This window comes from Streptomyces sp. NPDC030245, from assembly GCF_055572995.1.
This window is the reverse complement of the sequence record NZ_JBVICF010000005.1, coordinates 316196-338471: the sequence shown is the minus strand read 5'-3', so window position 1 is coordinate 338471 and position 22276 is coordinate 316196. Positions and strand designations below refer to the sequence as shown.

The following is a 22276-nucleotide window of genomic DNA, read 5'->3' as shown; positions in this document are numbered from 1 at the left end:
ACTCACATGCGTAACAGAAACCTTTCGGCGCTGACCCTGGCCGCGGCCGCCACCCTGGCGGCCGTGCCGGCAGCTCTCCCCGCGGCCGCCGCCACGGCCGCGAACTCCCGCACCGCACCAGCGGATTGCCCCCAGCTGTCGAAGAAGCTGACCTGGTACGGCAACAACCGCGCCAAGCTCCAGCGCACCATCGACGAGCGGGGCACCTGCGCGAACCCGGACCTCGGCCACGGCGGGAACAAGCGCCCGGTCGCCGCGTTCGACTGGGACAACACCATCACGAAGAACGACGTCACCGACGCGACCATCGCCTGGTCCCTGCGGCACGACAAGATCCTGCGCCCCAAGAGCTGGAAGTCCACGAGCAAGTGGCTGACCGACGACGCCGACCGCGCGCTCACCGAGGCGTGCGGCACGAAGGTCCCCGTCGGCAAGCCGCTGCCCACCTCCAGGGACAAGGACTGCGCCGACGAGATCTTCGAGGTCCGCGAGGACGGGAAGACGATGAGCGGCGCCGCCGCGTTCGCGGGGAAGTGGGACCACCGCCACACCGTCCCGCAGTACGCCTGGGTGCCGCAGCTCTTCGCCGGGCACACCGTCCGTGAGCTGGAGTCGTACGCCGCGAAGGCCCGCAAGGAGGCGCTCGCCGCCCCCGTCGGCGCCACGCAGACCGTCGGCACGCACGAGATCCCCGGCTACGTCCGCTACTACGATCAGCAGCGCGACCTGATCCGCACGCTGAAGAAGGCCGGCTTCGACGTCTACATCGTCTCGGCGGGCTCCGAGCCGGTGACGGAGGTCTGGTCGAAGGGCGTCGGCATCGACCGGGCGCACACCGTCGCCATCCGCTCCGTCCTGGACCGCGAGGGCCGCATCACCACCTGGAACCAGGGCTGCGGCGGCGTCCCCGCCAACAAGGGCGAGGCCATCCCCTACATCGACGGCAAGCGCTGCTGGGTCAACCAGGAGATCTTCGGGGTCAAGGGCAAGAAGGCCTGGCAGAAGCAGGACTTCAGGCACCGCATCGCGCTCGGCGGCGGTGACGCCGACACCGACGTGACGTTCGTCGGCGACGCGACGGGCGCGCACCTCGTGCTGAACCGCAACAAGAGCGAGTTCATGTGCCGCGCGTACGACGACGCGGACGGCCGCTGGGTCGTGAACCCCATGTTCATCGAGCCGATGCGGCAGAAGCAGGACCGCTACCCGTGCGCGACGAGCGCGTACAACGAGCACGACGGGGACAAGGGGCCCGTCCGGCGCGCGGACGGCACCGTGGTCGCCGACCAGCGGGACTCGGTGTACTGATCTTCGCGGCACGTCTTAGAGTGCCGCAATGAGCATGTCGACGCCGCCCGGCTGGTACCCGGACCCGCACCAGTCCTCCGTCGAGCGCTGGTGGGACGGGGCCGCCTGGACCGAGCACCGGCGGACGCCCGAGCACCCCCAAGTCGCCGCGGCGCCCCAGGGGTTCGGGCCGCCGCAGGACACGACGTCGGTCATGCCGGTGGCGGCGTCCCGGGGCGGCGGCCGGGCGAAGCTCGTCGCGCTGGGCGTCGCCGGGGCCGTGCTCGTCGCGGCGATCGTCACGGGCGCCGTCGCCCTCACCAAGGACAACGGCGACCCGCAAGGCGGCACCCCGGCGCCGAGCGCCACCGCCGGGAGCAGCCCGACGCCCACCGAGTCGGAGAAGGAGTCGGCGTCCCCGAGTACCGACCCCGACCCGGACACCCTCGTCGACGACCTCAACGGCATCACGCTCCCCGTGCCCGACGGCTGGGAGAAGGACGACGACTCCTTCGGCGGCGGCGCCACCATCCAGACCCCCGACATCGTCGACTGCCCGGGCGACTCCGGGCTCTGCCGCGAGGGCACCGTCACGTCGAGCACCGTGACGGGCACGGACGAGACGGACCCCAAGGCCCTCGCCCTCGGCGACATCGAGGACGCGGCGGACGCGGCCTACGACAAGGACAAGCTGGACAACAAGCCCTACGGCGGCATCACCGGCCACGAGAAGGTCAAAGAGGGCCAGGTGGCCGTCGCGGGGCGCAGCGGCTACTTCGTGCGCTGGCGCGTGCACACGGCGAAGGGCGACGGCGGATACGTCCAGTCGCTCGCCTTCGCGTCGAGCGTCGGCTCGGAGTCGATGGTCATGGTCCGGTTCAACGTCGGCGCGGGCAAGGGCGCCCCGCCCGTCTCCGTCATGGACGAGATCACCGACGGGATCCGCTCGGTCGAGGACAGCGCGACGGGCGGCGGCGTGGGCGACGACGTCGGCGCGACGCCTTAAGGGCCTGGCGGTCAGAGGAACTTACTGTCAGAGGAACGTACGGCCCTCGCCGCGGTACGTCGGGACGCTCCCCGTCACCTTGTCGCCCTCGACCAGGTGCAGGGTCTCGAACCGCTCGCACAGCTCCCCGGCCTTGGCGTGCCGGAACCACACCTTGTCGCCGATCCGCAGATCGTCCGCCGGAAGGCCGTGCAGCGGCGTCTGCACCTCACCGGCGCCCTCCTGCGGGTCGTATCGCAGCCCCTCGGGGAGATACGGCACCGGTGAGCGGTCCGGGCCCGCGACGCCCGACGCCGGATAGCCGCCGCCGAGCACCGTCACCGTCCCCGGGCCGGGCCGCCGCACCACGGGCTGCGCGAACAGCGCGGCGGGACGGCCGCTGAACGACGTGTAGTGGTCGAAGAGGCGCGGCACGAAGAGCCCCGACCCGGCGGCGATCTCGGTGATCGCGCGCTCGGCCGCGGTGTGCTGCACGCTGCCGGTGCCGCCGCCGTTCACGAACTCCAGGTCCGGCGCGACCGCCCGGACGGCGGCGATGGTCTTCGCCCGGCGTGCGGCCAGTTCCCTGCGGGCCGCGGCCTGCATCGTCCGGACCGCCCGGGAACGCGCCGGGCGGCCCTCCACCGCGTCACCCACACCCGCCACATGCCCCTCGTACGCCATGACACCCACGAGCCGGAACCCCGGCCGCCGGGCGATGGCGCGGGCCAGGGCGGCGACCTGTGCGGGGGAGTGCAGCGGGGAGCGCAGCGCGCCGATCCGCACCTTGCCGCCGAGCACCCTGAGGGAGGTGTCCAACTCCAGACAGACCCGCACCTCCTCGGTGCCGCCGTCCCTCGCCTCGTCGATCAGCCGCAGCTGGGCCGGGTCGTCGACCATCACGGTCACCGATCGTGCGAGCTTCGGATCGCCTGCCAGCTCGGCGAAACCGGCCCGGTCCGCCGAGGGGTACGCGAGCAGCACGTCGTCGAAGCCGGAGCGGGCCAACCACAGGGACTCCGCGAGCGTGAACGACATGATCCCGGCGAAACCGTCGCGGGCGAGGACCCGTTCGAGCAGGGCGCGACAGCGCACGGACTTGCTGGCGACCCGGATCGGCTTGCCCGCGGCCCGGCGTACGAGATCGTCGGCGTTGGCGTCGAAAGCGGCCAGGTCGACGAGGGCGAGGGGGGCGTCGAGGTGTGCGGTGGCGCGGTCGTAGCGGGCGCGGTCTGCGGCTCGGTCTGCGGCACGGGCTGTCATGGCCGAAGCCTGCCAGACGCGATTACCAGAGGGTAGGGGGATGATCCGGGCAGATCGCCCGGGGGCGCGGACTGAGTTCCCGTGCGCCGTGGGTCTGCCCGTAGAGTGACGCGCACGGAGCCTGGCCGAGCGGTGCGTACGGAGCCTCGCCGCCCGAGCGCTCCGGCCGGCCGAGCGCGAGGAGACGGGGGAGCATGAGCACGGAGGCGCCTCACAGCCCCATCCCGCCCCGCCCCGCGGCCCCGCCCCGCCCCGCAGCACCGCCGGCCCCGGCCCGCCCCGCAGCACCGCCGGCCCCGGCCCGCCCCGCAGCACCGCCGGCCCCGGTGGCCCCGGCCGACGAGCCGGCCGAGCCGCCGCCCGCGCCGTCCGCCCGCTTCCCGGACGTCCGCCCCCCGGTAGACCAGGACTGGCTCCTGAACCGCCCCCGCCCCACCCCCGACCACGACGCGGAGGACCCGGACCAGGCGGCCCGCATCCAGGCCCTCCTCTCCCCCTTCGAAGAGGCCCGCCCCCAACACAACACCCCACCGCCCCCGGCTCCTCTGCCCGACGCGCTGGCTCCCGTCGACGGTGCGTCGCGTACGCGGCGTGAGGTGGCCGCCGAGATGTCGCCCTCGTCGGCCGGCGCGGGCCGTGTGCTCGGCGGTCCGGCCATCGGTGACGGCCCGTCCGGCGCGTCGGGTGATGCCTCCGGCGACGTGGAGTCGTCTCCGCCGTCCTCGGCCTGCCTGCCCGCCGCGGCGGCCCCCGTCGACGGTGCGTCCCGTGCGCGGCGCGATGTCTCCGGCGAGAGGTCGCCCTCGTCGGCGGGCGTGGGCCGTGTGCTCGGCGGTCCGGTCGGCGTGCCGGACGATGCCTCCGGTGACGCGGAGGCTCCGCCCCCGCCGTCGTCGGCTCGTCTGCCCGACGTGCCGCCGGTGGGCGCGGGCAAGGGCTCCTCGGCGGGGTCGGTTCGGGGGGATGAGGGGGTGTCCGACGCCGGTGGCGTGGGCGCGGTGGTGCCGGGGGGTGGTTTTGGGCGGCCCCTGGTGTTCTTCGCGCGGCCCGCGATGGGGGACGACCGGCCCACCCGGGCGCGACCCGTCGCTGCCTGGGCGCGCCCCCGTGCGGCCGCCGCCGCGGCCTGTGTCGTGCTCGGGCTCGGGCTCATCGGCGGTGCGGTGACCGGGAGTTGGCTGACCGGGGAGTCCGCGGCGGGCGGTGCCGCCCGGAGCGCGTACACGGTCACCGGGGCCCTGTGGCACAGCGTCCCCGTCGACCGGCTCTTCCCGCCGGAGCTGAAGGGCGAGGGCGCGGGACCCGGCGGCGCCGACCGCGCCTGGACCCGCATAGCCGTCGCCCCGGACAGCGGCTGCCGGGGCGCGTTCGACCCGCTCCTGAAGAAGGCGCTCGACCCGGTCGGCTGTCTGCGGCTGCTCCGGGCCACGTACACGGACGCCACCCGCAGCCATGTCACCACCGTGGGCCTGCTGTTCACCAAGGCGGACGCCGACGCGATGCAGACCCTGCGGAACCGTTTCACGGAGGAGGGCCTCGACCGGCGGACCGACCTCATGCCGCGGCCGTACGCCGCCAAGGGCACCGCCTCCCAAGGGTTCGGGGAGGCGCAGCGGGCGGCCTGGACCGTCTCCGTACTCCCGGACGCGCCCGTCGTCGCGTACTCCGTCTCGGGCTTCGCCGACGGCCGCGCCGTCACCGACCCCGAGCCCGCCACCGAGGCCATGGGCAGCAACACCACGTCGGCGCCCGCCCAGGCGGGTCTCGGCCACGAGGCGAAGGGCATCGCCGACCGCGTCGAGCGGGGCCTCCGTAAAATCATCGCGGCGGCGGAGAAGGCGGCATGAGGGGCCGCGGGCGGATCGTCGCCGTCCTGGCCGCCGCCGCGCTGGCGCTCGCCCCGACCGCCACCGCGTACGCCGACGACGGCATCCGCGCCCAGCAGTGGGCTCTCGACGCGATGCACACCAGCCGGGCCTGGCAGATCAGCAAGGGCAACGGCATCACCGTCGCCGTCCTGGACACGGGTATAGACGCCGAGCACCCTGACCTCGCCGGGAGTGTCCTTGAAGGCAAGGACATGGTCGGCTTCGGGGCCCGCCGCGGCGACCGCCCCTGGGCGCGGCACGGCACCGCGATGGCCGGCATCATCGCGGGCCACGGACACGGCGCGGGCGGCCGCGACGGCGTGCTCGGCATCGCGCCGGAGGCGAAGATCCTGCCGGTCCGCGTGATCCTGGAGGACGGCGACCCCGCCCGCAAGAAGGCCCGCAACACCCGCGGCAACGCCCTCGCCGAAGGCATCCGCTGGGCCGCCGACCACGGCGCGGACGTCATCAACCTCTCCCTCGGCGACGACTCCGAGTCCGCCCACCCCGAACCGGCCGAGGACGCCGCCGTGCAGTACGCCCTGAAGAAGGGTGTCGCCGTCGTCGCCTCCGCGGGCAACGGCGGCGAGCGCGGCGACCACATCTCCTACCCGGCCGCCTATCCGGGCGTGATCGCCGCGACGGCCGTCGACGAGAACGGCGCCCGCGCCTCCTTCTCCACCCGCCGCTGGTACGCCACCGTCGCCGCGCCCGGCGACGACATCGTCATCGCCGACCCGGACCGCAAGTACTACGAGGGCTGGGGCACCAGCGCCGCCTCCGCCTTCGTCTCCGGCGCCGTCGCCCTCATCCGCGCGGCCCACCCCGAGCTGCGGCCCGCGCAGATCAAGGAGCTCCTGGAGGACACGGCCCGCGACGCCCCGTCCGGCGGCCGTGACGACTCCCGCGGCTTCGGCCTGATCGACCCGGCGGCGGCGCTCGCCCGCGCCGGCCGGATCAAGCCCGATGAGCCGCGCACGGCGACGTACGGCACGAAGTACTTCGGCCGGGGCCCGGACGCGACACCGGGCGACGAAGGACCCGCGGGCTGGGTCGGCCCGGTCGCCGGCGGCCTCGGTGTCGTCCTGCTCGCCCTCGCGGTCCACCTGTGGCGGACCAGGTCCGGGGCGCCGCGGCGCGACTGACGCCACTCTGTAGGGTCGACACCGTGGCGAACACGGCGAACACCCCGAACATGGTGAACAAGGCGGACATGGCGAACAAGAACATTCCCGACCCGGGGTTCTCCGACGACGACGGGACGGCCGACCCCCGGCTGGCCGCGGCGCTCGCCGCCTGGTCCGCGGACCGCACGGCCCACGGCCCGGTCCTCGAAGCCCTCGCGGGGGCCCGTCTCCTCGTGCCCGTCGTCGCCGTGCTCGGCGAGGTCGAGGAGGACGAGAACGGGATGAGGAGGGAGAAGACCAGCGACATGGCCGTGCCCACCCTCAAGGCGGGCGACCGCAAGGCACTGCCCGCGTTCACCTCCATCGAGGCCCTCGCCCTGTGGGACCCGGCCGCCCGTCCCGTCGCCGTCCCGCTCCACCAGGCCTTGCAGGCCGCCGCCCACGAGCGGGCCGACACCATCGTCCTCGACCTCGCGGGTCCCGTCCCCTACGAACTGGGCCGCTCCGCCCTGCTCGCCCTCGCCGAGGGGCGCGCGAGCGCCGACCCGCTCGCCGATCCGGCCGTCACCGGAGCGGTCCGCGCCGCCGTCGCCGCCGAACCCGTCGTGCTCCGCGCCCACCTCGGACCCGGCCGCGCGGACGGCACCCTCGCCCTCGTCCTGGACCCGGCCGCGGACCCGGCCGAGGCCGCCCAGCGCGTGGCCCGGCGGATCGCCGCCGACGAAACACTGAGGGCCCGCCTGGTGCGCGGTCTCGACCTGGCACTGCTGCCGGCCGAGGCGACGCCACCGGGCGAGCCCCTCTACGTACGTACGGTGTGAAGGCCCTGCCGTGCGACGGAGAGCCGGTCGTACGGCTGTACGGGTCAGCCGTAGACAGGGCCCGTGTACTTCTCGCCAGGACCCTGGCCCGGCTCGTCCTTCACGATTGACGCCTCGCGGAACGCCAGCTGGAGCGACTTCAGGCCGTCGCGCAGCGGCGCCGCGTGGAACGAACTGATCTCCGTGGCGCTCGCGTCCAGCAGGCCGGCCACCGAGTGGATCAGCTTGCGGGCCTCGTCCAGGTCCTTGTGGCCCTCGCCGCCCTCGGCCAGGCCGAGGTTGACGGCGGCGGCGCTCATCAGGTGGACCGCCACGGTGGTGATCACCTCGACCGCGGGGACGTCCGCGATGTCACGGGTCAGGGTGTCGAAGTCGGGGGAGTCGCCGGCGGGGGACTCGGGGGCGGGGGTCGCGTCGCTCATGCTCACATCTTCCTGAGGGCCGAAACGGTGTAAGCCTAGTTGATGGCGGTTTCCGGGCCCCGGGCGGCGCCGCCCGGGGCCCGCGGGCCCGCCGGCCTCCCCGGCACGGTCGCACAGGTAAACAGAAGGTAATGTCGCGGCCGCCCGGCGTCCGGAAGCCGCAGGTGCCTGCCCGACTATCGACCCCCCGGCAACCCCAGAGTGTTTGCCTGCGCAACTACAGGTCGGCGAATGATCGATTCGAGGCCTCTCGGCCGGTCCCTGTCGCTGCTCACTCCGCGCTACGGAACGTCGCAACGGGCGAAGTCAAGTGTTGACTTGCCGCTATCAGTACAAGAAGGTGGCTCCAGCGGGGGGAGAGGCCATAGCGGCCTGGGGGGCGTAATGACTTGTATTGCGTCGCACGTTCGTCATGGGTTCAACCTCCGAACTGATTCAAATTTGATGACCGATTTGAACGGGGGGGTTATTCGTGGCAACAGGGACGGTCGCACTTTTTCCCGGCATCGGTGCCCAGCGCACCGGCATGGGGGAGCGACTCCACGGTAACCACTCCGTATTCCGCGACACGTTTACCGAGGCCTCCGACCACCTCGGTGAGAACTTCTCCGCGCTCATATTCGACAAGGCCAACAAGTCGAGGCTGAAGCGTCAGGAAGAAGCGCAGCTGACCACCTTTCTGGTCAGTGTCGCCATGTATAGGACCTACGCCGCCGAGTGGGGCCACGAGTTCGACCACTGCGTCGGGTACAGCCTCGGCGAGTATTCCGCCCTCTGTGCCGCGGGCGCTCTTCGTTTCACGGACGCCCTCGATCTCGTGCGGCGCAGGGCGGAGATCATCCGTGCCGTGGCGGACCGGGTCGACGGCACCATGATGTGGGCTCTCGACCTCGACGCGGAAACCGTCGAGCGGGTGTGCAGGAGGGTCGCCGGTGCGGAAGGCGGCCTTTTCGTCTCGGCGGTCGACGCGCCGCGGCAGGTCGTCATGTCGGGCAGGGAGGAACTGGTCGGACGCGCGGCCGAGATGCTGGAGGCGCGCGGCGGCCGTGTCTATCCCCTGCGGATGGAGGGCCCGTACCACAGCCCGCTGATGGCGGGGGCGAAGGGCGAGATGGCCGCCGTGCTCGACGCGGTCGACATCGCGCCGCCGCGTACCACCGTCCTCTCCACGGTCAACGGCCGGCCGCACCCGGGCGGTGACGAGAGCCGGCGACTCCTCGCCGACCAGCTCGTCTCACCCGTCCAATGGCTGTCCGTGCAGCGCAGGTTCCTCGCGGAGAACATCGGGAGCGCCATCGAATTCGGCCCCGGGAACGTACTGAGTTTCCTGCTCGAAAAGGTCACCGACCGCATCAGGCCCTGGCCGGCGGAGCGGTACGGGAGCCCCGCCGAACTGCGGGCGGCGATGACGCTCGGCCCGCAGGACCACGCGGGTCTCGTCGGCCGCTGTCTCGCGGTGGCGGCGGGCACCGGCTGTCGCGAACAGCCGTCCGCCGCCCAGCGGGACCGGATGGACCAGGCCTACGCCGCACTGCTCGCGATGGCGGACGGCGCGGCACAGGAGCGGCCGGGAACACCGGCCGAGACGCGCCGCGCGCTCGACTGGATCGGGCAGATCCTGGAGTGCAAGGGCTGGCGGGGCGCGGACAAGGAGAGCCGGCTCCTGCGTGTCCTCGACGGCCGGCTCCTGCCCGCCCGGTAGCGGCCCGCACCTCCCTCGGACCCTGACCGCACCTCCCTCGAACCCTGACAACACCCTCCCTCGAAGTCTGACCGCGCAGCACGGCTGCCCGGGCGACGCTCGGCGTGCCCGAAGACCATTCCTTCCTCTTCCGACCCAGGGGTGACGCGTGTCGAAAAGAAGTGCCGCACGGACGATGGGCGTCATTGGCGCAGGGGGCATCGGGCTCGGTGTCGCCGCGGACTTTGTTCTGCACGGCTTCGACGTGGTCCTCGTGGACACCGACGAGTCCCGGCTGAAGCAGGCGAGGGACGAACTCGTCGACGCCGTCCGCTACGGGCCGATGATCCGGCGCGAACTGCCCCGCCTGGACACCGATGAGGCCCTGCGCCGCGTGGTGTTCACGACCCGCGTCGAGGAGGTAGCGGAGTGCGAGTTCGTGGTGGAGAACGTCACCGAGTCCTGGGAGGTGAAGCGCGTCCTCTACGGCCGTCTCGACGCCGTGCTGCCGCCGGACGTGGGGATCGGGGTGAACACGTCCAGCATCCCCATCGGCAGGCTCGCCGCCGAGACGTCACGCGCGGAACGTGTCATAGGCATCCATTTCATGAACCCGTCCTACCTCAAGGACGCGGTGGAGGTCATGCGCGGCGACGCGACCTCCGAGGAATGCCTGTCCTACGTCCTGGAACTGCTCGACCGGCTCGGCAAGAGCGCGGTGGTCGTGGGTGACTTCCCCGGCTTCGTGAGCAACCGGATCTCGCATCTCTTCTTCAACGAGGCCATTCGCGTGGTCGAGGAGCAGGGCGTCGAACCCGCCACCGTCGACGCCGTTTTCAAGAAGTGTTTCGGCCATTCCATGGGCCCGTTGGAGACCGCCGATCTCATCGGCCTCGACACGGTGGCGCTGACCCTGGACCACCTGCACGACTCCTATGGCGAGGACAAGTTCCGCTGTGCCGGCCTCCTGCGCGACATGGTCGCGGAAGGACGGCTCGGCCGTAAGGCGGGAGAAGGGTTCTACCGCTACCGCCCGCAGCAACGCTCGGAAGACTGAGAGGACCAATTCTCCATGAGCATCAACCGTGACGAAGTCACTCAGATTGTCCTGGACTACCTGGCGCAGTACGACACGAGTGGTACGCCCGATTTCGACGAGAACCTCTTCGAGACGGGCCGGGTCAATTCCCTCTTCGCGATACAGCTCGTCGGATTCCTGGAGAGCACCTTCCGCATCAAGATGTCCGTCGACGACCTCGATTTGCAGAACTTTTCGACCGTCAACTGCATTGCCGACCTGGTCCAGGCCAAGTCGGCGACGGTCGCCGGTGCCTGACCACCGCCGAAGTCGGCGGCGCCGACGAGAGAGGGAACGACGGGCGTGAACCACCTACTGACCGCGGACGAGCAGCGTCACCACGCGGACCTCGTGCACCGCGTCGAGTCGGCCTGGGCCGACACCGCGGCCGACTGGGAACGGCAAGGCACGCTGCCGGACGACGTCGTCCGCTGGTGCGCCGACGAGGGACTGATGGGCGCGGCCCTCCCCGCGGAGCTGGGCGGCGGAGGGGCGACGGCGGTGCAGGCGGGGCTGCTGTACGAGGCGCTCGGCCGGGTCAGCGCGTCGCTCGCCTCCTATGTGAACGTCCACGGGATGGCCGCCCAGACCGTGGCCAAGTGGGGCACCGAAGAGCAGTGGCGGGAGGTCATGCCGGGGCTGGCCACCGGGAAGCGGGCGGCCGCCATCTGCATGACCGAACCCGGCGCGGGCAGCGACCTCAGCACCATCGCCACCGAACTGACCGAGCAGGACGGGAAGTTGGTGCTCAATGGCGGCAAGGTCTTCATCACCTGCGGCGAACTGGCCGACGTCTTCCTCGTGTTCGCCCAGCGCGCGGGACACTCCACGGTCTGTCTCGTCGAGCGGGACAACCCGGGCCTGGAGACCCGCCCCATGGGCGACCTGCTCGGCCTGCGGGCCGCCGCGCTCGCCCGGGTCGACTTCCGCGACTGCGTCGTACCGGAGCGGCACGTCGTGGGCCGGGACGGGTTCGGGCTCAGCATCCTGATGCCGCACGCGCTCGAACACGGCAGGCACGCCGTCGCCTGGATGGCCCTCGGCATGCTCCAGTCCGTGGTCCGTGAAGCCGCCGCCTTCGTGGCGGGCCGCCGCTCCTTCGGGCGGCACCTCGTGGAGCACGGGCAGGTCCAGTCCCTGGTGACGCGGATGGGCACCGACCTGGAGGCCGCGAAGCTGATGTGCCTCGCGGCGTCCCGGGCCGTGGACGACGGCGCCGGGGACGCCTCCGACCGGATCCTCATGGCGAAGTACTTCACCTGCCGGGTCCTGGAGGAACACGCCGCCCAGGCCGTCCAGCTCCTCGCCTCCCGCGGCGTCCTGGAGGCGGGCAGGGCGGCGCGTGCGTACCGGGACAGCAAGGTCCTGAACATCATCGAGGGCACCACCCAGATCGTCGAACGGATGCTTGCGCCCGGCCTGCTGCGGACGCACGCGAAGAAGGAGCTCTGACATGGCACGGGCAGCCAGAGGACTCGACCGGCGGACCCGCGAGAGGCTCGCCGCGCTGACCGCGGACGCGACGGGGGAGACGCTCGCCCTGACCGCCGCGGCGGCCGCGGCCGCGTTCCACTACGCCGGCTTCGTCACGGAGCTGACCCTGTGCGTCGCCGTGCCCGGCGCCGACGGCGCACAGGGCGACAAGATCCTCGTGGTGGAGACCGGCATCGACCCGGAGCTCTCCCTCGCGGACCACGCCGAGCGGATCGCCAAGGACCTGCGGCCGCGGAGCGCCGAGGAGGCCACCGCCGCCGGGGGCCACTGGCTCGTCCTCGGCCCCGGCACGGCCGACGAGGGCGCCCGGCACCCGCACGAGAGCGCCGCGGACGGGCCGCTCCTGGCACTCGACCCCGTCGACGGCAGACTGGCGGCCCGGTCGGACAGCGCGCCCAGGGCGGAGTGCGACGTGCTCGCGGGGCTCTTCGCCACGCTCCTCGGCCACGCGCTCGACGAGCCCGGCCGGCCCCTCGCCGAGTGCCCGGTCCTCACCGGACCCGAGCGGTCCAAGGTCCTGACGGAGTTCAACGCCACGGCACGCGACTTCCCCGAAGACCTCACGCTGCACGAGGTGTTCCGCGGCCAGGCGGCCAGGACCCCGGACCGGGTGGCGGTCACGACGGACGACGCGCGGCTGACCTACGCCGAGTTGGACGAGCGGTCGGACCGGCTCGCCCACGCGCTGCGCGGGCGCCTGGGCGACGGCACCGACGTGGTGGTGGCCGTCCTCGCCGAGCGCGGCCTCGAACTGCCGGTCGCGCTGCTCGGCGTACTGAAGGCGGGGTACGCCTACACGCCGCTCGACCCGCACGCACCGGCGCTGCGGATCCAGGACATCCTGGAGCGGAGCGGCGCGCGGGCGGTGGTCGGCCAGGAGCACCTCCTCGCGGGCCGCGAACTGCCCGTGGAGACGCTCGTCCTGGAGGCGCCCGAACTGACCACCGGGCCCGTTCCGGAAGTCGTCCGGCACGGCTCACCGGACGATCTCGCGTACGTCATCTACACCTCCGGGTCCACCGGCCGCCCCAAGGGCGTCATGGTCGAGCACCGCTCGGTGGTCAACCGGCTCTGCTGGATGCAGCGCGACCACCCGCTGGGCCAGGACGACACCCTGATCCAGAAGACCCCCGTGATCTTCGACGTGTCCGTGTGGGAACTGTTCTGGTGGATGTTCGGCGGCAGCAGGATGTACCTGCCGGCCCCCGGCGCCGAGAGGTTCCCGCTGGCGCTCGCGGAAGGCGTGCGCAAACACGGCGTGACCGTGATCCACTTCGTGCCCTCGATGCTGAACGTCTTCCTCGACGAGGTGGAGCGCAGCGGACTCGCCGACTCCCTCAGCGGTCTCCAAGTCCTCTACTCCAGCGGGGAGATCCTGCCCCGGCAGGTCGTCGACCACTTCCACACCGTGCTCGGCGCCCCCAACGGAACCCGTCTCGTGAACCTCTACGGACCGACCGAGACGACCGTCGACGTGACCGCCCACACCTGCGCTCCCGGCGACACCGCACCCCGGGTGCCCATCGGCGGCCCCATCGACAACACCCGGCTGTACGTCCTGCGGCACGGCCGTCCGATGCCCGTCGGGGTCTTCGGCACCCTGCACGTCGCCGGCGTCGGCGTCGCCCGCGGCTACCTCGGCGACGAGGAGCTGACCCGGGAGAAGTTCGTCCCCGAGTACGAGCGGCCGCAAGAACGCATGTACGACACCGGTGACGTCGCCCGCTGGCTCCCCTCCGGCGACATCGAGTTCCTGGGCCGCCAGGACCAGCAGGTCAAGATCCGCGGCATCAGGATCGACCTCCAGGAGATCGAGAACGTACTCCTGGAAGCCCCCGGCGTCGTCGAGTGCGCGGTCCGCCTGGAGCAGACCAACGCCTTCATCGCCGTGCTGCGCGCCGCCGTCACCGGCGGCGACGAACTCGACAGGAACACGCTGCGCGGATACGTCGCCGACCGCCTGCCCGCCTACATGGTGCCGGCGACGTACGACCGCTTCGACCGGCTGCCCCGCACCCCCAGCGGCAAGATCGACCGCCGCGCGCTGACCGAGGACCCGGACCTCACGGCACGAGGAAAGCGACTGTGAACGAACCCCGACAGGACGTGGCGATGGACTGGCTGCTCGACCGGCTGCGCGGCTTCGCCGGCCGCGAGGCGATTACCGGCACCGGCGGCACGGCCGACTACGGACAGCTCGTCGAGGCGGTCCTCGGCTGGCGCGGCGAACTCACCGCCGCGGGCGTGCGCCCCGGCACCTCCGTGGCCGTGGTCGCCGACACCTCGGCCGCCTCCGTGGCGCTGGTCCTCGCCCTGATCCGCGAGGGCTGCACCGTCGTGCCGCTGGCGCCGAACGACCCGCCGCCGGACGCCCGCGGCGCCCGCTTCGACATCGCCGAGGTCGAGACCGTCCTCACCTTCTCGGGCCCGGACACCTGGCGGGCGGAGACCCTGCCGCCCCGCAGCGGCGACCGCCACCCGCTCCTGGCATCGCTGACGGACGGGCGGGAAGCCGGCCTGGTGCTCTTCTCCTCGGGCAGCACCGGCGAGGTGAAGGCGGCCCTGCACTCCTTCCCGCAGCTGCTCGACCGGTTCCGCACCGAGCCGGGCCGCCCCCTGCGCGCCCTCCAGTTCATGGCGATGGACCACATCGGCGGCATCAACACGCTGTTCCACACGCTCTGTTCGGGCGGCACCGTCATCGTGGAGACCCGGCGCACCGCCGAGCACATCTGCGCCGCCGTCGAACGGCACCGGGCGGAACTGCTCCCGACCACCCCCACGTTCCTCAACATGCTGCTGATCTCCGGGGCGTACCGCAGCCACGACCTGTCGTCGCTCCGGATCATCACGTACGGCACCGAGCCCATGCGTGACGTGACGCTGAAGCACCTGGCGGCCACGTTTCCCGAGGCACGCCTCAAGCAGACGTACGGCCTGACGGAGACGGGCATCCTGCCGACCCGCTCGGAGGCCAACGGCTCGCTCCTGATGCGGGTGGGCGGCGGCGGCTTCGAGACCAGGATCGTCGACGGCACCCTCTGGATCCGCTCACCCAGCAGCATGCGCGGCTACCTCAACAGCCCCGACCCGTTCGACGGCGACGGCTGGCTGGACACCGGGGACGCCGTGGAGGAGGCGGGAGACGGCCTGCTGCGCATCATCGGCAGGCGCTCGCACTGCATCAACATCGGCGGCGAGAAGGTCTTCCCCGCCCAGGTCGAGAACGCCCTGCTCCAGGCCGACAACGTCCAAGACGTGGTCGTCGAGGGCCGCGCCAACGCCGTCACCGGGCAGATCGTGGCCGCGCGCGTCCAGGTCGTCGAGCCCGAGGACCCCCGCGCCATGGCCCGGCGGCTGCGCAAGCACTGCACCACGCTGCTCGCACCCCACCAGGTGCCCGCAGTCATCACACAGACCGAGGAACAGCTGCACGGCAGTCGTTTCAAGCGACAGGGGTGGACAGGATGAGCCGGGCTACCAACCAGGACGGGCGCCGGGTCGCCGTGGTCAGCGGCGGCAGCCGCGGCCTCGGCCTCGCACTGATCGGGCACCTGCTCGAACAGGACTACCGCGTCGCGACCTTCAGCCGCACGGAGTCCGACGAACTGGCCAAGCTCCGCGCGGGCCTCGACGACCCGGACCGGCTGCACTGGAGCGCCCTGGACGGCGCCGACACCGGCACGGCACCGCAGGAGTTCGTCCGCGGGGTGATGCGGCGCTTCGGACGGGTCGACGTGCTCGTCAACAACGCCGGAATCGGCCTCGAAGGGCTGCTCTCGACCACCCCGCCCGCGGACATCGACCACTCCCTGCTGGTCAACATGGCCCTGCCGCTCCAGCTGAGCCGGGCCTGCCTCAAGCCGATGCTCGCCGCCGGCGGCGGCTGCATCGTCAACATCTCCTCCATCAACGGACTCCGCGGCCAGCCCGGCGTCTCCGTCTACAGCGCCGCCAAGGCCGGGCTCGACGGGTTCACCCGCAGCCTCGCCCGGGAGGTCGGTCCCGTCGGCATCCGCGTGGTCGGACTCGCCCCCGGCTACTTCGAGAGCGACATGACCGCGGGCATGTCCGAGAAGACCCGCGACCGGGTCGCCAGGCGCACCCCCCTCGGGCGCCTCGGCACCCTCGACGACCTCGTCGGCGTCTTCGCCTTCCTCATCTCCGACCAGGCCCGGTTCATCACCGGCCAGACCCTCACCGTCGACGGCGGGTTCACATGCTGAGCGCCCTCCCGTCGTCCCCGTCCAGCAGCTTCACGCGTTCCGGAGGCCAGAGTTGAGTCGCAGAGAAGCCATCAAGGCAGCCGTGCTCGAAATGATCGAGGAAGTGGCGGGCGAGGACCGCGACGGCGGGCCGCTCCCCGAGGTCAAGGACACCGACCTGCTCGTCGACCACCTCGGGCTGCGCTCCCTGCACCTGGCGCGGATCACCGCCATGCTGGAGGTGGAACTCGACCTGGACCCGTTCAGCGAACTCGTCCCGATCACCGGCATCCGCACGGTCGAGGACCTGTACCGGGCCTACGACATCGCCGCCGAGGGCGGCACCGCCGCCGACTTCGCGCCCGCCCCCGCCGACGCCCCGACCGCCGCCGGCATGGCCGCGGGCCGCAGCGCCGCGCAGCGGGTCCGCGCACTGCGTTCGAAGGCGCGGGGACAGGCATGAGCGACGAACTGGCCGACGACGCGGCCGCAGGGTTCATCGCGGTCGTCGGCATGGCCGGGAGATTCCCCGGAGCAGCCGGCATCGGCCAGTTCTGGGAGAACGTCGTGGCCGGGCGGCCCGCCATGCGCGACCTCTCCGACGACGAACTGCGCCGCGCGGGCGTCGCCGAGCAGTGGATCGGCCACCCCGACTACGTCAAGACGGCCGCCGTGCTCGACGACGCCGACCGCTTCGACGCGGGCCTCTTCGACATCGCCCCGCGCGAGGCCGCGCTCATGGACCCGCAGCAGCGCGTCTTCCTGGAGACGTGCTGGGCGGCGCTGGAGCACGCCGGGCGCCTCGCGCCGTACGCCGGCCAGTCGACCGGCGTGTTCGGCGGCGCCGGCGGCGTCCTCGCCGGCTACCTGCCCGAAGTGCTCGGCACCGGCGGCAGGTTCCTCGACAGCACGGCCTCACTGGAGCACCTGGGCAACGACAAGGACTTCCTCGCCACCCGGGTCTCGTACAAACTGGGCCTCACCGGCCCCGGCCTCACCGTGCAGACGGCCTGCTCCACCTCGCTCGTCGCCGTCCACCTGGCCTGCCAGAGCCTGCTTCTCGGCGAGTGCGACACGGCCGTCGCGGGCGGCGTGACCGTGCGCGTCCCCGACCTCGCCGGCTACCTCCACCAGGACCAGGGCATCCTCTCCCCGGACGGGCGCTGCCGGCCCTTCGACGCCCGCGCCCGCGGCACGGTCTTCGGCAGCGGCGCCGGAGCCGTCGTCCTGCGCCCCCTGGCCGACGCCCTGCGCGACCGCGACACCGTCTACGCCGTGATCCGGGGCACCGCCGTCAACAACGACGGCGGCGGCAAGACGAGTTACGGCGCCTCCACCGTCGACGGCCAGCTCGCCGCCATGCGGCAGGCGCTCACCGTCGCGCAGCTCGCCCCGGCCGGCCTCGGCTACGTCGAGGCGCACGGCACGGGCACCCTGCTCGGCGACCCGCTGGAGGTCTCCGCCATCCGCCGCGCCCTGGGCGACGACGCGGTGTGCGCGCTCGGCTCGGTCAAGGCCCTCGTCGGCCACCTGGAGGCCGCCGCGGGCATCGCCGGCCTCATCAAGACCGTCCTCGCCCTGCACCACGGCGTCGTCCCGCCCAGCCCGCACGTCGAGGAGCTCAACCCCCGGCTCCGCCTCGACGGCTGTGGCCTGTACATCAACAGCGAACCCCGGGCGTTCCCCACCGAGGTGCGCAGAGCCGCCGTCAACTCCCTCGGCATCGGCGGCACCAACGCCTTCGCCGTCCTCGAACAGGCACCGGACCGCACACCCGCCGCCCCCGTCCTGTTGCCCCGGGAACTCCTCACCGTCTCCGCGAAGACGGCCGACGGCCTCAAGGCGGCGGCGGAACGCTGGGCCCGGGAGCTGAGCGACCGTGACCTGCCCGGCGAGCGCGACGCCGAGGAACTCGCCGACCTGGCCCACACCAGCCAGGTCGGCAGGCGCAGACTGCCGCACAGGGTGAGCGTGCTCGCCTCCTCCACGGCCGACGCCGCCGAGCAGCTGACGGCCTGGCTCGAAGGCCGCCCGGACGGCACGGCGGTGCAGGCCCGCGAGACGGCCCGCCCACCCAAGGTCGCCTTCCTCTTCTCCGGACAGGGCGCCCAGTACGCGGCCATGGGCGCCGACCTCCACGAGCGGCACAGCGGATTCCGCGCCGCCCTGGCCCGCCACGCCGACCTGTTCGAAGAGCTCACGGGCGTCGGCATCGAGGCCGCCCTCGCGGACAGGGAGCGCTCCGGCGCCCTGCTGCGGCGCGCCGAGGTCCTGCAACCCGCGATGTTCCTCCTCCAGGTCGCGACGGCCGAGCTGTGGGCCTCCTGGGGCGTACGGCCGCAGGCGGTCGCCGGGCACAGCCTCGGCGAGTACGCCGCCGCCTGCGCGGCCGGGGTGCTGACCGCGGAGGACGGCCTGCGGCTCGTCGCCGAGCGCGGCGCCGCGATCGCCGAGGACGCCGAGCCCGGCGGCATGGTCGCCGTACGCTGCCCCGACCTGGAGCAGCTGCGGGAGCTCGTCCGCCCGTACGGCCGTGACCTCGCCGTCGCCGGGCACAACGCGCCCGGCCGCTACACGCTCTCCGGCACGGCGGACGCGCTCGCCGCGGTGCGGGCCGCGTGCCTGGAGCGCCGCTGGGCCGTCGTGGACCTCGACGTCACCCACGCCTTCCACTCCCCGCTCATGGCCCCCGCGGCCGAGCGCATCCGGCAGGCCGCCCGGGGCATCACCCACCGGCCCCCGCGCACCCCCCTCGTCACCAACCTCACCGGCGCCCTCGCCGCCCCCGACGAGCTGGGCGGCGACTACTGGGCGAGTCAGCTGGCCTCCCCGGTGCTGTTCAGCGAGACCGTCGACACGCTGCTCGCCGACGGCTTCACGCACTTCGTGGAGATGGGCCCCGGCCGCTCCCTGACCGGCTTCGGCAACGGCAGAAGGGAACCGGACACGCTCTGGCTCGCCGGCCTGACCTCCCGCGGCTCGGACTGGGACACCCTCCAGCGGACCCTCGCCGAACTCGACGCGGACGGCGTGCGCGTCGACTGGCCCGCCTTCCACGCCCCCTTCCTGCGGCGCCGCGTCGCCGCACCCACCTACCCCTTCGCCCGGCAGCGGCACTGGGTCGGCGAGGACGGCTCGCCCGCGCCGCGCGCCGGCACCCGGGCCGCCACCGCCGCCGCCCCGGCCGCCCCGCAGGCCGGCGCCGAACTCACCGGCCTGCGCAGGATGCCGCTCCCGCAGGCCTCCCAGCGCCGCTGGGAGAGCGGCGCGAACCAGCGCGAACCCGCGTTCCTCGGCGACCACGTGCTGTTGGGCCGGGTCGTCGTCCCCGGCGCCTACCACACCGCGTGCCTCCTGGAGGCGTTCGGCGGGCAGCGGCCCGTGCTCGTCGAGGACCTGGTGTTCCCCCGGGCGCTCGCCGTGGACGAGGAGCCCACCGCTCTCCAGATCGTCCTGGACGAGACCCGCGGCGCGGCCGCCGACGCCAGGGTGCTCGGCCAGCGCCCCGGCGCCGCCGCCCACCTCGACACCTCCTGGACCACCCACGCCCAGGCCCGCATCCGTACCGCGGCGGGCGACGCGGACCGGCGCACCCCGCCGCCCGCCGAGCGGGGCGAGTGGACCCGGACGCTGTCCGGCGACGCCCTGTACGCGCAACTGCACCGCCTCGGCTACGACCTCGGGCCGGCGTTCCGCTGGATGCGGGAGCTGCGGCTGCGGGACGGCCAGGCGGAGACGGACATCACCGTCCCCGAGTTCCTCGACCCCGCCGCACGCCCGGCGAAGACGGTGCTCATCGACGTCTGCGTCCAGACCGCCATCGGCCTCAACGTCCTGGACGAAGAGCGCCTGGACGGACTGCTGCTGCCCTTCCGGGTCGAACACGCGGTGTTCCACCCCGTCGACGAGGTGCCGCGCACCGCCCGCGTCCGGGCGACGGTCCACGCCACAGCGGACTTCGCCTCGGACACCCCGCGCGCACTCCTCGACGTCAGGATCGACGCCGAGGACGGCCGTCCCCTCGTCGAACTGACCGGCCTGGAGCTGCGCCTGGTCCCGCCGCACCTGGTGACGGGCACCGACGACCCGGGCACCGTCCACGTCCAGCGCTGGAAGACCCTCGACTCCGTGCGGCCCGGCACCGGGCTGCCGGACCACTGGCTCGTCCTCGCCGACCGGCAGGGCCACTGGGCGTCCGCGATCGCGGGTCCGGTCCAACAGGGCGCGCGCTGCCGGGTGTTGACGGACAGTCCGGACAGCGGCCGCTCGGACACGCTCCCCGCGGGCGTCACCGTGCGGCAGGTCGGCGACCTCGCCGACGCCGGACAGCTCGCAGCCGCGCTGGGCGAAGCCCAGTTCGCCGGGCCGTACGGCGTGCTGCACTGCGCCGCCCTGGACCTGCTCGCGGTGGAACCCGACGACGCGCTTCAACGGCGCGCCCTGGGCAGCCTCCCGGCCCTGGTGCGCGCCCTGGAGGACGCGGGCCGCCCGGCACCGTCCCGGCTGGCGCTGATCACCGGCGGCGCGCTGCACACCGGCGGCCCCGGGCCCGTCCTCCACCCGCAGCAGGCCACCCTGTGGGGCGCGGGCCGCAGCGCCGTGCACGAACTCCCCGACACCGACGTGCGGTTGGTCGACGTCGACCCGTACGACCTGCGCACCTGTCTGCGTACGGCACTCGTCGACGTACTGACCGGCGACGCCGACCAGGTGTCCGAGGCCGCCGTGCGCGACGGCACGGTGCGGGTGCCGCGCCTCGACCAGCGGCGCGCCACCGCCACCGGCGAGTTCCGGGCCAGGCCCGACGGCACCTACCTCATCACCGGCGGCCTCGGCGCCCTCGGCCTCGGCACGGCACGCTGGCTCGCCGACCACGGGGCACGGCACCTCGTGCTCACCGGACGCGGCGCGCCCGGCGAACCCGCCCGGCGGGCTCTCGCGGAGCTGGAGCGGAACGGCGTGCGCTGCACGGTCGTCGCCGCCGACGTCTCCGAACAGGCCGATGTGGAGCGGCTGATGGCGGGCATCCGCGCCGACGGAGTCCCCCTGCGGGGCGTCCTGCACGCGGCGGGTGTGGTGGAGGACGCGCTCCTCACCGGTCTGGGCTGGGACGCCTTCGCGCGGGTCCTCGCCCCGAAGGTCGCGGGCGGCTGGCATCTGCACCGGGCCACGCTGGACGAGGAGCTCGACCTGTTCGTGCTGTACTCGTCGACGTCCGGGCTGCTCGGAGCGGCGGGGCAGGCGCACTACGCCGCGGCCAACACCTATATGGACGCCCTCGCCCAGCACCGGCACGACCGCGGGCTGCCCGCACTCAGCCTCGGCTGGGGCCCGGTGACGGAGGGCATGACGGCCCGCCTCGACCAGCGCCACCGCGACCGCATGGCGGCGGCCGGGTTCACCCTCCTCGACCCGCGGCGGGTCTTCGCCGCCCTCGGCCCGCTCCTCGCGGGCGGCCACGACGCCGTGCACGGCGTCTTCGAACTGGACTGGGACACCCAGCTGTCCCGGTTCGCGCCGGGACACCGGCCCGGCAACCGGCCCGAGACGGCCACCGGACGGCCCGAACCGGCCGCGCCCGGCGCGGCACCCGGCAGCGACCTGCTGCGCGCCTGGGGCTCCGCGGGGCCCGAGCGGCGACAGGAGCTGGCCGCCGAGTACCTGGCGTACGTCCTGGCGCAGCGCGTCGGCGCCGAGGCCGGCGGCGCGGACCGGACGGCGTCGCTCACCGCCCTCGGCGTCGACTCGATGCTCGCCCTGGAGATCCGCAGCGACATCCGCGCGGACCTCGGGGTCGACCTGCCGCTCGGCCTGCTGCTTCAGGACGAGCCGGTGCACCGGCTCGAAACGGCCCTCCGCGAGGGACTGGACCGCGAGACGGCCGGCGGCCCGGCGGCCGACGCGGCCACGGCGCCGCGAGTGCCGGCGGAGCGGCTGACACCCCAGGCCGCCGGAGAACTCCTCATGTCGGTGCACCACTTGGACGACGCCGGACTCGAAGCCGTCGCGGCCCTGCTCGACGCGCAGGAACAGGAGAGCTGACCC

At 73.2% G+C, this 22276-nt stretch carries 16 protein-coding genes; 14 read left to right on the top strand and 2 right to left on the bottom strand.

Translation table 11 applies throughout. The features are described from left to right. Positions 1 to 6 precede the first annotated feature (6 nt). Positions 7 to 1308 (top strand): haloacid dehalogenase-like hydrolase, encoded by a 1302-nt coding sequence (locus ACZ4Z4_RS16160; RefSeq protein WP_468327317.1) that lies wholly within the window; start codon positions 7 to 9, stop codon positions 1306 to 1308. A 28-nt stretch (positions 1309 to 1336) separates the two neighbouring features. After that, positions 1337 to 2293: a DUF2510 domain-containing protein gene (locus tag ACZ4Z4_RS16155; RefSeq protein WP_468327315.1), complete on the top strand. Its 957-nt coding sequence runs from the start codon at positions 1337 to 1339 to the stop codon at positions 2291 to 2293. A gap of 27 nt (positions 2294 to 2320) precedes the next feature. On the opposite strand, the gene ACZ4Z4_RS16150 is transcribed toward ACZ4Z4_RS16155, so the two are convergent. Further along, positions 2321 to 3535: an amino acid deaminase/aldolase gene (locus tag ACZ4Z4_RS16150; protein ID WP_468327313.1), complete on the bottom strand. Its 1215-nt coding sequence runs from the start codon at positions 3533 to 3535 to the stop codon at positions 2321 to 2323. A 194-nt stretch (positions 3536 to 3729) separates the two neighbouring features. Here ACZ4Z4_RS16150 and ACZ4Z4_RS16145 point away from each other — a divergent pair, with 194 nt between their 5' ends. The 3 genes from ACZ4Z4_RS16145 (at position 3730) to ACZ4Z4_RS16135 (ending at position 7351) form a co-directional block, all read left to right on the top strand. Then, the gene (locus ACZ4Z4_RS16145; protein WP_468327311.1) at positions 3730 to 5382 is read left to right on the top strand and encodes a hypothetical protein; all 1653 of its coding nucleotides are present in this window, start codon (positions 3730 to 3732) and stop codon (positions 5380 to 5382) included. Beyond that, positions 5379 to 6548, top strand: coding sequence for a type VII secretion-associated serine protease mycosin (mycP, locus tag ACZ4Z4_RS16140; protein WP_468327309.1), 1170 nt, complete (start codon positions 5379 to 5381; stop codon positions 6546 to 6548). The genes ACZ4Z4_RS16145 and mycP overlap by 4 nt, the downstream gene beginning before the upstream one ends. Positions 6549 to 6616: 68 nt before the next feature. After that, positions 6617 to 7351: an SseB family protein gene (locus tag ACZ4Z4_RS16135; RefSeq protein WP_468327676.1), complete on the top strand. Its 735-nt coding sequence runs from the start codon at positions 6617 to 6619 to the stop codon at positions 7349 to 7351. Positions 7352 to 7395: 44 nt separating this feature from the next. Here the strand turns inward: ACZ4Z4_RS16135 and ACZ4Z4_RS16130 are convergent, their stop codons facing one another. Beyond that, positions 7396 to 7773 (bottom strand): DUF1844 domain-containing protein, encoded by a 378-nt coding sequence (locus tag ACZ4Z4_RS16130; RefSeq protein WP_468327307.1) that lies wholly within the window; start codon positions 7771 to 7773, stop codon positions 7396 to 7398. Positions 7774 to 8245: 472 nt separating this feature from the next. Between ACZ4Z4_RS16130 and ACZ4Z4_RS16125 the strand changes: the two genes are divergently transcribed. The 9 genes from ACZ4Z4_RS16125 (at position 8246) to ACZ4Z4_RS16085 (ending at position 22273) form a co-directional block, all read left to right on the top strand. Continuing rightward, on the top strand, positions 8246 to 9475 hold the full coding sequence (locus ACZ4Z4_RS16125) for an ACP S-malonyltransferase (RefSeq protein ID WP_468327305.1): 1230 nt from the start codon (positions 8246 to 8248) through the stop codon (positions 9473 to 9475). A gap of 175 nt (positions 9476 to 9650) precedes the next feature. Then, the gene (locus tag ACZ4Z4_RS16120; RefSeq protein WP_468327304.1) at positions 9651 to 10511 is read left to right on the top strand and encodes a 3-hydroxyacyl-CoA dehydrogenase family protein; all 861 of its coding nucleotides are present in this window, start codon (positions 9651 to 9653) and stop codon (positions 10509 to 10511) included. 15 nt (positions 10512 to 10526) lie between these two features. Further along, positions 10527 to 10790, top strand: coding sequence for an acyl carrier protein (locus ACZ4Z4_RS16115; RefSeq protein WP_362993608.1), 264 nt, complete (start codon positions 10527 to 10529; stop codon positions 10788 to 10790). A gap of 45 nt (positions 10791 to 10835) precedes the next feature. Continuing rightward, on the top strand, positions 10836 to 11984 hold the full coding sequence (locus ACZ4Z4_RS16110; protein WP_468327301.1) for an acyl-CoA dehydrogenase family protein: 1149 nt from the start codon (positions 10836 to 10838) through the stop codon (positions 11982 to 11984). A gap of 1 nt (position 11985) precedes the next feature. Then, positions 11986 to 14115: a non-ribosomal peptide synthetase gene (locus ACZ4Z4_RS16105; protein WP_468327300.1), complete on the top strand. Its 2130-nt coding sequence runs from the start codon at positions 11986 to 11988 to the stop codon at positions 14113 to 14115. Continuing rightward, complete coding sequence (locus tag ACZ4Z4_RS16100; protein WP_468327298.1) at positions 14112 to 15497, top strand: class I adenylate-forming enzyme family protein; 1386 nt, start codon at positions 14112 to 14114, stop codon at positions 15495 to 15497. The genes ACZ4Z4_RS16105 and ACZ4Z4_RS16100 overlap by 4 nt, the downstream gene beginning before the upstream one ends. Further along, positions 15494 to 16252 carry an SDR family NAD(P)-dependent oxidoreductase gene (locus ACZ4Z4_RS16095; protein ID WP_468327296.1) on the top strand — a complete coding sequence of 253 codons (759 nt, stop codon included), beginning with the start codon at positions 15494 to 15496 and terminating at the stop codon, positions 16250 to 16252. Before ACZ4Z4_RS16100 ends, ACZ4Z4_RS16095 begins: the two co-directional genes overlap by 4 nt. A 52-nt stretch (positions 16253 to 16304) precedes the next feature. Then, complete coding sequence (locus tag ACZ4Z4_RS16090; protein ID WP_468327294.1) at positions 16305 to 16694, top strand: hypothetical protein; 390 nt, start codon at positions 16305 to 16307, stop codon at positions 16692 to 16694. Further along, complete coding sequence (locus ACZ4Z4_RS16085) at positions 16691 to 22273, top strand: type I polyketide synthase (RefSeq protein ID WP_468327293.1); 5583 nt, start codon at positions 16691 to 16693, stop codon at positions 22271 to 22273. The genes ACZ4Z4_RS16090 and ACZ4Z4_RS16085 overlap by 4 nt, the downstream gene beginning before the upstream one ends. The last annotated feature ends 3 nt before the right edge of the window (positions 22274 to 22276 follow it).